The organism is Vitreimonas sp., from assembly GCF_036392335.1.
Lineage (GTDB): Bacteria > Pseudomonadota > Alphaproteobacteria > Caulobacterales > Aquidulcibacteraceae > Vitreimonas.
Window position 1 is genome coordinate 1 of the sequence record NZ_DASVYD010000004.1, and the last position, 13,422, is coordinate 13,422.

13 protein-coding genes and 1 pseudogene are annotated in these 13,422 nt (G+C 63.4%); 9 read left to right on the forward strand and 5 right to left on the reverse strand.

Going from position 1 to position 13,422, the window contains the following annotated elements; all coding sequences use genetic code 11:
• Positions 1-195: 195 nt before the first annotated feature.
• The 5 genes from VF769_RS00740 to VF769_RS00760 form a co-directional block, all read right to left on the reverse strand.
• Positions 196-975, reverse strand: a complete 780-nt coding sequence (locus VF769_RS00740; protein ID WP_331006454.1) for a tyrosine-protein phosphatase — start codon at positions 973-975, stop codon at positions 196-198.
• A 92-nt stretch (positions 976-1,067) separates the two neighbouring features.
• Positions 1,068-2,516: an AMP nucleosidase gene (locus VF769_RS00745; protein WP_331006455.1), complete on the reverse strand. Its 1,449-nt coding sequence runs from the start codon at positions 2,514-2,516 to the stop codon at positions 1,068-1,070.
• A 42-nt stretch (positions 2,517-2,558) separates the two neighbouring features.
• The gene (locus tag VF769_RS00750) at positions 2,559-3,095 is read right to left on the reverse strand and encodes a TadE/TadG family type IV pilus assembly protein (protein ID WP_331006456.1); all 537 of its coding nucleotides are present in this window, start codon (positions 3,093-3,095) and stop codon (positions 2,559-2,561) included.
• Positions 3,092-3,640 carry a TadE/TadG family type IV pilus assembly protein gene (locus tag VF769_RS00755; RefSeq protein WP_331006457.1) on the reverse strand — a complete coding sequence of 183 codons (549 nt, stop codon included), beginning with the start codon at positions 3,638-3,640 and terminating at the stop codon, positions 3,092-3,094. Before VF769_RS00755 ends, VF769_RS00750 begins: the two co-directional genes overlap by 4 nt.
• 73 nt (positions 3,641-3,713) lie before the next feature.
• The gene (locus VF769_RS00760; RefSeq protein WP_331006458.1) at positions 3,714-4,103 is read right to left on the reverse strand and encodes a pilus assembly protein N-terminal domain-containing protein; all 390 of its coding nucleotides are present in this window, start codon (positions 4,101-4,103) and stop codon (positions 3,714-3,716) included.
• Positions 4,104-4,367: 264 nt separating this feature from the next.
• Here VF769_RS00760 and VF769_RS00765 point away from each other — a divergent pair, with 264 nt between their 5' ends.
• From VF769_RS00765 to VF769_RS00805, 9 genes and pseudogenes are all read left to right on the forward strand, one after another.
• Entirely contained in the window at positions 4,368-4,550 is a 183-nt protein-coding gene (locus VF769_RS00765; protein ID WP_331006459.1) for a Flp family type IVb pilin, read from the forward strand.
• Positions 4,551-4,708: 158 nt separating this feature from the next.
• The gene (locus VF769_RS00770) at positions 4,709-5,242 is read left to right on the forward strand and encodes an A24 family peptidase (protein WP_331006460.1); all 534 of its coding nucleotides are present in this window, start codon (positions 4,709-4,711) and stop codon (positions 5,240-5,242) included.
• Between the two features lie 59 nt (positions 5,243-5,301).
• Positions 5,302-6,009, forward strand: a pseudogene (gene cpaB, locus VF769_RS00775) (Flp pilus assembly protein CpaB); the annotation flags it as partial.
• Positions 6,010-6,101: 92 nt separating this feature from the next.
• Positions 6,102-7,760 (forward strand): type II and III secretion system protein family protein, encoded by a 1,659-nt coding sequence (locus VF769_RS00780; RefSeq protein ID WP_331006462.1) that lies wholly within the window; start codon positions 6,102-6,104, stop codon positions 7,758-7,760.
• An 8-nt stretch (positions 7,761-7,768) separates the two neighbouring features.
• Positions 7,769-8,452 carry a CpaD family pilus assembly protein gene (locus VF769_RS00785; protein ID WP_331006463.1) on the forward strand — a complete coding sequence of 228 codons (684 nt, stop codon included), beginning with the start codon at positions 7,769-7,771 and terminating at the stop codon, positions 8,450-8,452.
• A gap of 8 nt (positions 8,453-8,460) precedes the next feature.
• Positions 8,461-9,909 carry an AAA family ATPase gene (locus VF769_RS00790; protein WP_331006464.1) on the forward strand — a complete coding sequence of 483 codons (1,449 nt, stop codon included), beginning with the start codon at positions 8,461-8,463 and terminating at the stop codon, positions 9,907-9,909.
• A gap of 8 nt (positions 9,910-9,917) precedes the next feature.
• Positions 9,918-11,435: a CpaF family protein gene (locus VF769_RS00795; RefSeq protein ID WP_349258068.1), complete on the forward strand. Its 1,518-nt coding sequence runs from the start codon at positions 9,918-9,920 to the stop codon at positions 11,433-11,435.
• Positions 11,435-12,412 (forward strand): type II secretion system F family protein, encoded by a 978-nt coding sequence (locus VF769_RS00800; protein ID WP_331006466.1) that lies wholly within the window; start codon positions 11,435-11,437, stop codon positions 12,410-12,412. The genes VF769_RS00795 and VF769_RS00800 overlap by 1 nt, the downstream gene beginning before the upstream one ends.
• 12 nt (positions 12,413-12,424) lie before the next feature.
• Positions 12,425-13,396 carry a type II secretion system F family protein gene (locus VF769_RS00805; protein ID WP_331006467.1) on the forward strand — a complete coding sequence of 324 codons (972 nt, stop codon included), beginning with the start codon at positions 12,425-12,427 and terminating at the stop codon, positions 13,394-13,396.
• The last annotated feature ends 26 nt before the right edge of the window (positions 13,397-13,422 follow it).

Genomic DNA, 13,422 nt, shown 5'->3' on the forward strand with positions numbered 1-13,422 from the left:
ATCGCCAAAGTCGCGCTCAAGCGCCAACCGCGCTCGGTTTATGTCGACGGCCGCCTCCAAGGCGACGCCGGCAAGCTCTGCTGGCTCGGCGCCCGCGCGCTGTTCGCCGCGCGCGCCGATTCAAGCTGAAGCGCCATCATCGGGGAGCATTGCAGAACGCGCGTTCAGCAGAACGACGCGAACACACGCGCGCGCCTATTCCAGATAATTCTTCCGCAGCGCCGCCCGCTCACGCGCGCCAACGCCCAGCACCTCGGTCACATACGCATCGGCCGAGCCAAATTCCGCGTCGATTGCATCAAACGCCGTGCGCAAATATTCCACGTGCACGCCCAGCATCGGCTTCAATGCTTCCGGATCGAGTTCGCGCCCCAAGCGCACCTGCAGACGATCGTGGATGTGGTTCAAGCGCTCATCCAAATTGATCGCCGCGTTGGTGAATTCATAATCGGCGATCACCGCCTCTTCCGGCACGCCGAGCGTCATCAAGGTCAGCGCACAACCCAAACCCGTGCGATCCTTGCCCGCCGCGCAATGGATCAAGCCCGGCCCGCCTTCGACAAGCTCCGCGAACCAATTGCGATAAAGGTCAATATGGCGCGGGTTCGACGCGAACTCGCGATAGAGCATGTGCATATAGCTCGTCACGCTCTCGGGCGTGATGTCGTCTTGCATCAGGGCCTGCAGGTGCGGCGGCAAGCCATCCTGCGGCCCTTCATTGTTGATGATCACGCGCGCGCGATCGCCCGGCCATTTGTTCGGCTCGCGATTGCGCTCTTCCGGCCGGCGCAGATCGACCATGAAGCGAATGCCCATGCCATGCAGCCGCTCGATGTCCGCTTCCGTTGCGTCATTGAACGCGGCCGACCGATAGAGCTTGCCGCGCGCCACACGCTGGCCGTCGGCGGTGTCATAGCCGCCAAAATCGCGGAAATTCAGAACGCGGTCGAACGGGATCAGGCGATCAGGTGTCATGGGGATAGGGATTAGGGACTGGGGATTAGCGATGCAATGCGTCCCGCTGCCCTAAACACAATCCCTAGTCCCCAATCCCCAACCCCCAGTCCCTATCTGAACGGCGGCTCGTCAAACGCCCGCAATTTGCGCGAGTGCAGCCGGTCCCGGTTCTGCTTCAGGAGCGCGATCGTCTCCAGACCAATCCGCAAATGGCCGCCGATCGCGCTGTCATAAAAACGATCGGAAACGCCCGGCAGTTTGATTTCGCCGTGCGCCGGCTTGTCCGAGATGCAGAGCAGCACGCCATACGGCACACGCAAGCGGAAACCCTGCGTCGCGATGCAGGCACTCTCCATATCCACCGCCACGGCGCGTGATTGGCTCAGCAATTGCCGCTCTTGATTGTAGTTCAGCTCCCAATTGCGATCCGCGTACGAGACGACCGTGCCCGTGCGCAAACGACGCCGCAATTCTTCCTTGTCGCCGCCGCCGACGATCGCCGTCGCCGCCTGCTGCAAGGCGATTTGAATCTCCGCGATCGCCGGGATCGGCACTTCGAGCGGCACGCGATCGTCGAGAATTTTGTCGCGCCGCAAATAGGCGTGCGCCAGCACGTAATCACCGATGCGCTGCGTGTGGCGAAGTCCGCCGCAATGGCCGATCATCAACCAGCAATGCGGACGCAACACCGCGAGGTGGTCGGTGATCGTCTTCGCGTTCGACGGGCCAACGCCAATGTTCACCAGCGTGATGCCGTCGCTGTCCGGCGTCTTCAAATGATAAGCCGGCATCTGATATTTGCGCCAAGGCGCATCGAGCGCCTTGGCTTCGGCGTCCGGGTCGCCGCTCTCGATCAACACATTGCCAGGGCACGAAAGCGCCCACCCTTTCGGACCGTCCTTCACCGCCGCCGCGGCCCAGCGCACGAATTCTTCCACGTAGCGCTGGTAGTTCGTGAACAAAATCCAGGGCTGCACATCGCTCCACGGCGCGCCGGTATAATGTTGAATGCGCTTCAGCGAATAATCGATGCGCGGCGCATCGAACAACGCCAGCGGCCGCATGCCATCGAGGCGCTCCACCCGCAGACCATCGACCACCGCATCGCCCACTTGCGCCAGACGCGGCGCGGGAAAGTGGCGCGCGAGATCTTCGGCCGGCACGTTCTCGAACGCGGCCGCGCCGGCGGCGTCGAGCACGAACGAGTACGGAATCTCCGAGCCGGAAATGCGGACGCTGAGTTCGGCGCCATAATCCTCAACCAGCAATTCCAATTGCTCGAGCAGGTAGCGACGGAAATAGGCGGGCTGCGTGATGGTCACGCCGTACTCGCCCGGCCACATCAATTGACCATAGGCGCGCGCCAGCTTCGGCACGCGCCCGCCGCTCAAATACGTGACCCGCAATTCCGGATAGCGAAACAGCGCGCGCTCGTCGGGGGTCGGCGGCACGCCGGTCTCGGCGAAGCGGCGGATGGATTCGGTGAGTGCGCTGACGGCCCGCGCGTAAAGGCGTTCAAGAAGATCGACGGCTTCGATCGGAGTTTTAGGCTGTTCCATCGCCGGAGCATCGCCATAAAGCGTGCGCCGTCAAGAGGCGACTCAATTGGCGCGCGCGATCGGGTCGACAAGGCGCGAGCGACGGTAGGCGTCGTGCCCCATCCGCATATTGCTCGTGCGCAGGATTCCGATGACGGGCTGATAATCGAACTCGGTCTCGGCGAAGACGACGCTCGTGCCCGGGATCATCATCGCGTCCGGAAGCTCGACCGTCGAGTTGGACACACGCGCCGTCAAGCCATACCCCTCGCTCCAGACCACGCGCGCCGTCGAGCTATCGATAATGCTTACGCTGGACACCCGGGTCCGCAACGTGGAAACGCTCTCAGGAAACATCAGCACTTCCGTCGCGCGCCACAGCCCGCTGATCTCATCGTCGGACACGGAAGTGTCGCGCGAGATCACATCGGCCACCGAGGCGGCCACGTTCTGCACCCGGCGATTGGTGGTCACCATGTCGATGAGTTCGATCGAACCCAGCAGCAGAAACACCATCATCGGCGCGAGAATCGCAAACTCGAGCGCGGCCACGCCACCCGTTGCGCGACCGAAATGCCGGAGCCTTGACATCATGCTCATGTGATCGGCTCCGCTTCGTACGGCTCGTTGCGGAACATCATGGTCGAGACGATCAGGCGCTCGCCGCCATTGATGTCGGCCAGCAGGCGGTCGAACATCGGCGTCAGCATGCGCCAGCGATAATAGGTGCGCACGACGACGATATCGGACGGCGCGCCAGGCTCATACGCGAAGCCCTCGGTCTGCAATTCGCCGTTCACCACCGGAGGATCGGTTTCGATGTCGGTGAAGGCGTCGTAACGGCGCACGTCGACAAAAAGATTTGAATCGCAATCGAGCGTCATGAACCGGCTGAAGTTCTGGCAGACCTCAAGCTTGGCTTCCTCGGCCGAGACGCCGCCGAGCTGTGCGCGCCCCGTGCGGATTTCGCGGCCCGCTTCCGTTGTCGCGTAATCGAGATTGGTCTGCGCCAAGCCCATCATGGCGATTTCGGCAATGCCGACGGTGATCATGAAGAAGGGCACGGCGACGAGCCCGAACTCAATCGCCGTCGTTCCCTGCTTGTTGCGGGCGAAACGGCGCAGGAATTTCATTGGCGCAAACATGCCTCGCCTCCGGAACGCCAAGCGTATCCAAGGAAGGCTGAAAAACCGTCAAAAGAGGTGGTAAATGGCCGAATTAGTTCCCGGCTAGCGCTTCGGGACGCGCCCGGCACGTGGGCGTGCATTCAAGCCGCGCCGTTTCAACGCCGCGCGTCACCATCACCACGTCGGTCTCGTCCGGGGTCACGACCACGCGCCCGGAATAAAGCACGCGCCCACCTTCACCGACGACGACAAGATTGGTCGAGCCATAGGTGCGGCCGGTGACGAACAAGAAGCGGTCATTCTGGACCGTAACTGCGGCGATTGCCGGATTGCCGATGGCGACGCCTTCGGCTGGCTCAGCCAAACGAATGGGAAAAGCCTGATCCGGCGCCACGCGGATATCACGCGCAAGCGCGGGGCCGGACGTAAAGACCACAAGAGCCGTCGCAACAAGAGCAACAACTAGGCGCAAGGCGCGCATCGGCCGGATCCTTCCAACACACATTCTTTATAGGTGCTACGCGTCAAACGTTTCCGCATCGCTAAAACCCACGCACGCACCCGTGGTGAATAGATGTCGTGGAAAGCGCGAAAAGCACATTCGCGGTAAACGTTATTTTCACTATTTTCATAGGCCGGAACATTAACAGCGTCGCGCTAATGTCGGCGAGCGTCTGGTATGGGTGTCGGGTGCGACGCTTTGCCGGGCCGGTAAAAAAGCACTCGACAAAGTTGGAGTATGACAATGGTTTCTCTGAAGAAGTTCCTGAAGAACGAAGACGGCGCCACCGCGATCGAATACGGCCTCATCGCCGCTCTGATCGGCGTCGCGATCATCGCCGCCGTGACCGCGCTGGGCGGCAGCCTCGACTCGACCTTCACGGGCATTTCCGAAACGCTCGACTCGGCTGCTCCGGCCGCCAACTAATAGCGTTCGGCGGGGCCGCGCGACGCGGCCTCGCCACGCCCTTATTCCCCTCCTCTCTCGAAACGCCGCCTCCTCGAGGCGGCGTTTTTCTTTGCGCAACACTGGTTAGCGTTTTGCCGAACTTTGCCGCCAAATCCCGCTTCTTTTAAAGGTTTCTTATGGCGGCGCAGATCAACATCTGCCGCATGCTGGTTCTACTTGCGCTGATCGTCTTCGCGGGACTTCTGATCTACGCGGCAGCCTCGGACGTCACGAGTTATACGATCCCCAATTGGGTCTCGATCGCGCTCGTCGTCGGGTTCACCGCACTCGCGCTCGCGCTCGGAATGCCTTGGCAAGAACTGGGTTGGCATTTCCTGTTCGGCTTCGCCGTCCTGATCGTCGGGTTCTTCCTTTTCCAAGCCAAGGTGTTCGGCGCCGGCGACGCCAAGCTGATCGCGGCGACCGCGCTATGGACCGGCATCGCCGCCTTCACGCCCTTCATTTTCTGGACTGCGGTCGTCGGCGGATTGCTCGCCGCCTCGCTACTCGCCGCGCGCCAATTCATCAAACAAACAGAAACCAATCCACCTTTCGTTAATCGTTTGCTCAAGGAGCAGCAGGGCATTCCCTACGGCCTCGCGATCATGGCCGGCGGGTTGATGTCCACGCCGGTGCTGTTCGAGCGGTTCCATTCGTTAACCCTGCCTTAGCCATGAGCGTGATCTGGTCGCCAAGCTGATTTGGGTCCAGCGCGCGGGAGTAGAAGAATATGTCAGCCCGTCAGCTGATCGTCCTGGCCGTCGCCGCAGTCGCAGCGATCTTGGCGCTCGTGCTCATCCGCGGCGTGATGAGCGCGCGCGACCGCGCGCCAGCCGAAGCCGAAGTCGCCGCCATTGCGGGCGAGCAAGTACTCGTCGTGACGCGTGACGTCGCCCAGGGCGCGCCGCTTACCCCGAGCGATCTCGGCGTCGCCTCGTTCCCTGCGGATTCTGTCTCGCAAGCCTATGTCCGCATTTCCGCGCAGCCGTCGGCGCAAGCGGATTACGTTGGCGCGGTGACGCGTCGTCCGTTCGTGGCCGGCGAGCCGATCACCGCGGGCTCCGTTATTCAGCCGGAGGGCCGCGGTTTCATGGCGGCGCAACTTCAACCGGGCTTCCGCGCTGTCGCGATTGAAATTAGTCCGGAAACCGCCGCGGGCGGCTTTATCCAGCCCAATGATCATGTCGACGTTCTCGTGACGCATACGCCCAATGGGGCGAGTCAGGTTCGCACTGACATCGTGCTCGAAGACGTGCGCGTGCTCGCGCTCGGCGAGAACACCCAGCCGCAAACGACGGGCGAAGACGGACCCGCGAAGATCAACGCCAGCGTCGCGGTGCTTGAGCTCGCCGCCGAAGACGCGCGCGCGCTGGCCATGGCGACCGAGCTCGGCGACGTCAGTCTCGCGCTGCGCGGCGTGCAGGCTGAAACCGTTGGCATGCGCACCGGCGGCAACGCCCGCAACCGCATCAGTCAGGAATCCGGCGCCGTGCGCATTCACGCGCATGGCGAGGTCGTCGGGGGCAATTGATGAACTCCGCAAAGTCACTTCGCGTTACGCTCGCCACGGCATTGTCCGTCGGCATCGCGTTGACGCCGGGCTACGCCGCCGCGCAGGTGGAGCCGCCGAGCGCCTCTTCCATGCGCATCAATCATGGCGGCGGCGCCCAATCGGCCTCGATCGTGTTGCCCTTCGGCAAATCGGCCATCATCGATCTACCCGCCGACGCGCGCGACGTGCTGATCTCCAATCCCTCGATCGCCGACGCCACCGTGCGCACGGCGCGCCGCGCCTACGTGATCGGCCGCGCGCTGGGACAAACCAACATCTTCTTCTTCGACGCCAATGGCCGGCAGATCGCCAACGTCGAAATCCGTGTTGAGCCGGACGTCGAGCCGCTCAACGACATTCTGCGCCGCCACGCGCCGGACGCGAATCTCCGCGCCGAGGCCGTGAACGGTTCGATCCTGCTCTCCGGCAACGCGCGCAGCGCCTCGGAATCCGATCGCGCGCAACAGATCGCAACCCAATACCTGACCACGAGCGGCGCGAACGCCGGGGGGCAGAACCGCGTCGTCAATCTGATTCAGGTGCAAGGCAGCGAGCAGGTGCTCGTGCGCGTGCGCGTCGTGGAGATGAGCCGCACACTGGTGCGCCAGCTGGGCATCAACGGCAATTACGAGGAGATGATCAATCGTCTCTTGCCGGAGGACGCCTTCGTCTCGATCGCCACACAAAACGGCTTCTCGATCAACGGTCAGATTCTCGGCGGTCTGATTGGGTCAGGCGGCGTCGCGGAAAACATCTTGACGCCCGGCTCCCTCACCTATCCGAGCGGTACAGCGGGCAGCGGCACATCGCCTGGCAATGGCGGCGTCGGCGGCTATTCTTACGACAACGGCGGCACGCTTGATCCGGTCGACGATGTCACCACGTACGGCCCGGCGAATACGACCACCAATCGCCAAACAGACGCCTCGATCGAAGCCTTTGAGCGCGCGGGCTTGCTGCGCGTGTTGGCCGAACCGAACCTCACCGCCATCTCCGGCGAAGCCGCGCGCTTCCTCGCCGGCGGCGAATTCCCTGTCCCGGTCAATTCCGACGACGGCCAGATCACGGTCGAGTTCAAACCCTTCGGCGTCGGCCTCGCCTTCACGCCGGTTGTCATGTCGGGCGGCCGCATCTCTCTCAAGGTCGCGACGGAAGTCAGCGAGCTCACCTCGGACGGCGCGATCTCGACTGGCGACGTGCCGATCCGCAACGCCGACGGCACCACGACGATCATTCGCGGCATCAACATTCCGGCGCTGCAGGTACGCCGCGCTGAAACCACCGTTGAGATGTCCTCGGGCAGCTCCATCGTACTCGCCGGCCTCATTCAAGAACGCACGCGCCACGCCGTCGAAGGCGTGCCAGGCGCGATGAACACCCCGGTGCTGGGCTCACTGTTCCGCTCGCGCGATTTCATCAACAACGAGACTGAACTCGTGATCATCGCCACGCCCTATCTCGTGCGCCCCACGTCGCCTGAGAATCTGCGGACGCCGGCGGATGGCTTCATGAATCCGAGCGAAGGCGAAAGCCTGCTCACCGGCCGTTTGAATTCTCTCTATCGCCCCGCCACCGGCTCGCGCAGCGCCAACAATGAAGGCCGCCTGCAAGGTCCGCACGGCCACGTTATCGAATGAGGCGCGCCATGAAATCCCGCTTGCCCCTCCTAGTTATCGGTTTGAGCGCGCTCAGCGCCTGCGCCAGCGTGCCGACGCCGGAAGGTCCGCCCGTCGCCAGCGCCGCGGATCGCCACCGTATCCAAGTCACCGAAGCCGCAGAGCGCGTGGAAATCCCGGTCGCCGCGGGCGATGCGACGCTGTCGCCAGGCGCGCGCGCGCAGGTGCGCAACTTCGCCAGCGGCTATTTGCGCTACGGTCATGGCGCATTGATCATGAGCACGCCGTCAAACGCGGCCAATTCCGACGCGGCTTCGTTGCTGGCCAATGAAACGCGCATGGCGTTGGTCGAAGCAGGTGTTTCCTACGTCGCCGTCGCCGGCTCCACCTACGACGCAGCCGGCGCAGGTGATGCGCCGATCGTGTTGAGCTTCGCGCGCTTCGAGGCTGAGGCGCCGGAATGCGCGCCCCTTTGGGAACAGGACCTCGCGCACCAGAGCAACAACCAGCCATGGGCAAGCTTCGGCTGCGCCACCAACGCCAATCTCGCGGCCATGATCGAAGATCCCGCCGACCTGCTGCGCCCGCGCGACATGGATCCGCGCGACAGCAATCGCCGCAGCACGGTTATGGAAGCGTATCGCGAGGGCGCGCAAACCCACGCCGAACGCACACCCGACGAACGCGTCAGCATCAGCAACGCGGTGCAATAGGACTGGCCATGAACCATTCCAATCCCGACCCAGCGTGGAGCCTCGGCACGGACGACGAGTTCGTTCTCGAAGACGACGACACTTTTGGCCTGGGCGAGCTCGAAGGCGGCGATCTGCCGCCCTTCGACAACGAAGCGCCGCCGCCAGCGCCCGCGAACGAAAGCGCAGCGCAGACGGCTTTCGCGGCCGATGACTCGCTCGCCCTAAGCGCGCCCATCATCGCAACGCCGGTGTTGCCGCGCGAATTGGGCGTGATCACCGAACAGCCGGTGCCGCGCATCACCATTCACGCGGCCTGCGATCGTCCCGAGATCGCCGACATGGTGAGCGGCATCGCCGTTGATCGCCGCATGGCGCGCGCGGAGATTACGGTTGAGGGCGGCGGCATCGACGCTGCGATCCTGCGCTTCGCCAGCCAGGCCAGCCCCAATCTGCTGCTGATCGACACGATCCAGCAGGGCCCGCTGATGCTGCAGAACCTCGACCGCCTCGCCGAGGTGATCGAGCAGGGTACGAAGGTCGTGATTGTCGGCGCGGTGAATGACATCGCGCTCTTCCGCGAGCTGATGGCGCGCGGCGTCAGCGAATACATCGTGCCGCCGCTTCAGTCCCTCGACTTGATCCGCACCATCTGCGGACTCTACGTCAATCCGGACAAACCCTTCGCTGGGCGCGTTGTCGCCGTGATCGGCGCACGCGGCGGCATCGGCGCCTCCACTATCGCCCATAATCTCGCTTGGTCGATCGCGGAGCGTCAGGAATCGAGCGCCACCCTGCTCGACCTTGATCTTTCTTTCGGCACCGCGGCCTTGGATTTCAACCAAGACCCGCAGCAGAACATCGCCGACGCCCTGCTCGCGCCGGACCGCGTGGACGACGTGTTCCTGGAACGCGTCATGACCAAGCAAACCCAGCGCCTGCAGATGCTGACCGCTCCGGCGACGTTGGAACGCGAGTTCGAACTCGATACGCAATCCTTCGAAATGGTGATCGACCGCGTTCGGCGTACAAGCCCCTACGTGGTGCTCGATCTGCCACACGTGTGGACGTCGTGGGTGAAACACACGTTGCTGGCGGCGGACGATGCAATCATCGTCGCCGGCCCGGATCTGGCCAGCCTGCGCAACACCAAGAACATTATGGACCTGCTGAAGGCCATGCGCCCCTACGACTCGCCGCCAACAGTGGTGCTGTCGATGGTCGGCGTGCCCAAACGTCCTGAAATCCCGTTCAAGGATTTCGCCGAAGCGCTCGGCGCCGAGCCGATCGCCCAATTCCCATTCGACCCTCCGCTGTTCGGTATGGCTGCCAATAATGGCCAGATGATCGGCGAAGTGGCGCCGCAGTCGAAGACCGCGCTCGCCATCGACGCGCTGGCCGCGTCGCTTACGGGTCGCAAACCGGTCGAGACCAAGAAAGCGTCTCTGGCGGACAAGATTCCGTTCCTGAAGCGCTAGGGTTTTGAATGTTCGGAAAGCGAAGCCTGGACGGAGCGCAGAGCGCGCAGCCCACAGCGCCCGCAGCGCCTGCGGCGAGACCGGCCGCGCCGCCCGCAGCCGCCCGCCCCGCTCCGGCGCCGGTTGCGGCGCGCCCGGCCGCGGCTCCGGCCGCACCGCGTCCCACCGCACCGCCGCCAGCCCCAGCGCCGAGCACAAACGCACGCATGCAAGCGTCGGCCGAGGTCGCCGACGGTCCCGAATATCGCTCTGAAGCGTATTACCGCGTCAAATCGACGATCTTCAACGCGCTGATCGAGACCATCGACCTGACGCAGCTGGCGCAGCTCGATCCGGAATCGTCACGCGACGAAATTCGCGACATCGTCGCCGAGATCATCTCGATCAAGAACGTCGTGATGTCGATCGCCGAGCAGGAAGCCCTGCTCGACGACATCTGCAACGACGTCCTGGGTTATGGCCCGCTGGAGCCATTGCTCGCCCGCGACGACATCGCCGACATCATGGTCAACGGCGCCAACGCCGTGTTTATCGAAGTCAGCGGTAAAATCTCCAAGACCGGCATCCGCTTCCGCGACAACGGTCAGCTGATGAACATCTGCCAGCGCATCGTCAGCCAAGTCGGCCGCCGCGTTGATGAGAGCTCACCGATCTGCGACGCGCGCTTGCCGGACGGGTCGCGCGTCAACGTCATCGTGCCGCCGCTGGCGATCGACGGCCCGACGCTCACGATCCGGAAGTTCAAGAAGGACAAGCTGAAGCTCTCCAACCTGGTGGAGTTCGGCTCGATCTCGCCCGCCGGCGCGAAAATTCTCCAGATCATCGGCGCTTGCCGCTGCAACGTGCTGATCTCTGGCGGTACGGGTTCGGGCAAGACCACGCTGCTCAACACGCTGACAGCCTTCATCGATCCGACCGAACGCGTCATCACCTGCGAAGACGCCGCCGAATTGCAGCTGCAGCAGCCGCACGTGGTGCGCCTGGAAACACGTCCGCCGAACCTGGAAGGTTCGGGCCAGGTGACGATGCGCGATCTCGTCAAGAACTGCCTGCGTATGCGTCCGGAACGGATCATCGTCGGCGAAGTCCGGGGCAGCGAGGCGTTCGACTTGCTGCAAGCCATGAACACCGGCCACGACGGCTCGATGGGCACGCTGCACGCCAACACGCCGCGCGAAGCCCTTTCCCGTCTTGAATCGATGATCACGATGGGCGGCTTCTCGTTGCCGCCGAAGACCATCCGCGAAATCATCGTCGCTGCGGTCGACGTCGTGATCCAGGCCGCGCGCTTGCGCGATGGTTCGCGCCGCATCACGCAGATCACCGAAGTGCTCGGCCTCGAAGGCGATACGATCATCACGCAGGACCTGCTGCTCTACGAGATCCAGGGCGAGGACCAGAACGGCCGCATCACTGGCCGTCACAAGGGCACGGGCGTCGGCCGTCCGCGCTTCTGGGAACGCGCGCGTTATTTCGGCCTCGAGAAAGAACTCGCGCAGGCCCTCGACGAAGCGGAGAACGCCTAATGGATCCGACGCTGATCGCCGCCATTCTGGCGTTCGTCGCGATTGGCGGCCTGGGCCTCGCCTTCACCGGCGGCGGTCAACCGGCTGCGGCCTCCAAGCGGGTGAAAGCCGTCGCGAGCGCGCGTAACGCCGACAAGCGCAAGCAAACCGCCGACAGTGCGGCGCTGAAGCGCCGCCAATCGACGCAAGAAGCGCTCAAGGAGCTCTCGGCCAACGAAAAGCAATCGCGCAAGCGCCGCCACTCGATCAAAGGCCTGCTTGCGCAAGCGGGGCTGACCGCCACGCCGACCACGTTCTGGATCATCTCCGCCGTGGTGGGCCTCCTGCTCGCCGCCGTCGGCTTTTTCATCAAGGGACCGCTCGGCGCGGGCCTCGGCTTCTTCATCGGCTTTCTGGGCCTGCCGCGCTGGGTGCTCGGCATGCTCGTCAGCAAGCGCCAGAAGGTGTTTGCAAACCAGCTCGCGGACGCTATCGACATCATCGTGCGGGGCGTGAAATCCGGTCTGCCGCTGAACCAATGCTTGCGCATCATCGCCGCCGAAAGTCCCGATCCGATCAAGAGCGAATTCCAGGCGCTGGTCGACGGTCAAGCCATGGGCGTGCCGCTCGAAGTCGGCATGCAGCGTCTTTATGAGAACATGCCGCTGCCGGAAGTGAATTTCTTCGCGATCGTGCTGGTGATCCAGCAGAAGACCGGCGGCAATCTTTCAGAATCGCTCGGCAACCTTTCCACCGTGCTGCGCCAACGCAAGCTGATGAAGGAAAAGGTGAAGGCGCTCTCGGCTGAAGCGAACGCGTCGGCCATGATCATCGGGGCGCTACCCTTGATCGTCATGACGCTCGTCTATCTCACGCGCCCGGCCTACATCATGATCCTGTTCACGGATCCAACGGGCAATTTCGTCCTAATGTGCGCGGCCATTATGATGGGGATGGGCATCTTCATCATGCACAAGATGGTCAACTTTAAATTCTGAGGTCGGGCCGTCATGGATTTCGTCAAGATCGCCACCGACCCCACCAATATCGCGGCCGTGCTTGCGGCCGGCGCGTGCTTCGCCACGGTGATGACGCTCGCCGCGCCGATGATGAACAGCAACAAGCTCGACTCGCGGCTCAAGGAAGTCGCGAAGAAGCGCGAAGAATTGCGCAAGCGCAGCCGCGCCGATCTCGCCCGCGGCGGCCTGCAGCACAAGGGCGCCAACCAATTCGCCAAAGGCCTCGTTGAGAAGCTCGACCTGCAGAAGGCGCTCGCCGACGACACGCTCTCGGAAAAGCTCATTCGCGCCGGGCTACGCGGCCAAGCGGCGCAGACCATGTTCTATTTCTACCGCGCCGCCTTGCCGATCGGCTTCGGCATCGCCGCCCTGCTCTACGTGCTGATCCTCGGCGCGAACATGCAAGTGCAGATGAAGCTGGCAGCGGTGGTCGGCGCCGTCGCGCTCGGCTTCTACGCACCCGGGCTTTACCTCAAGAACCTCGCCGAGACTCGCCGCGCCAAAATCATGGAGGCGTTTCCCGACAGTCTCGACATGCTGCTGATCTGCGTGGAAGCGGGCATGTCGGTGGAAATGGGCTTGCAGCGCGTCGGCCAGGAGATCGCGCCGGCCTCAGTGGAATTGGCCGAAGAGTTCGCGCTAACGACGGCGGAACTTTCCTACTTGCCCGAGCGCCGCATGGCGTACGAAAATCTCGCCCGCCGCACGGATCACCCAGGCGTCAAGGCTGTCGCCATGGCGCTGACGCAGGCGGAGAAATACGGCACGCCCGTCGGGCAAGCGCTGCGCGTGATGGCCAAGGAAAATCGCGAAATGCGCCTGGCCGAAGCCGAGAAGAAGGCCGCGTCGCTGCCGCCGAAACTGACGGTGCCGATGATCGTGTTCTTTCTGCCGGTTCTGTTCGCCGTCATCATCGGCCCGGCCATCATCCAAGTCTCGGACATGATGGGCGGCGGCGGCTAAGCAGCCCGCCGAGTACGATGCATGGA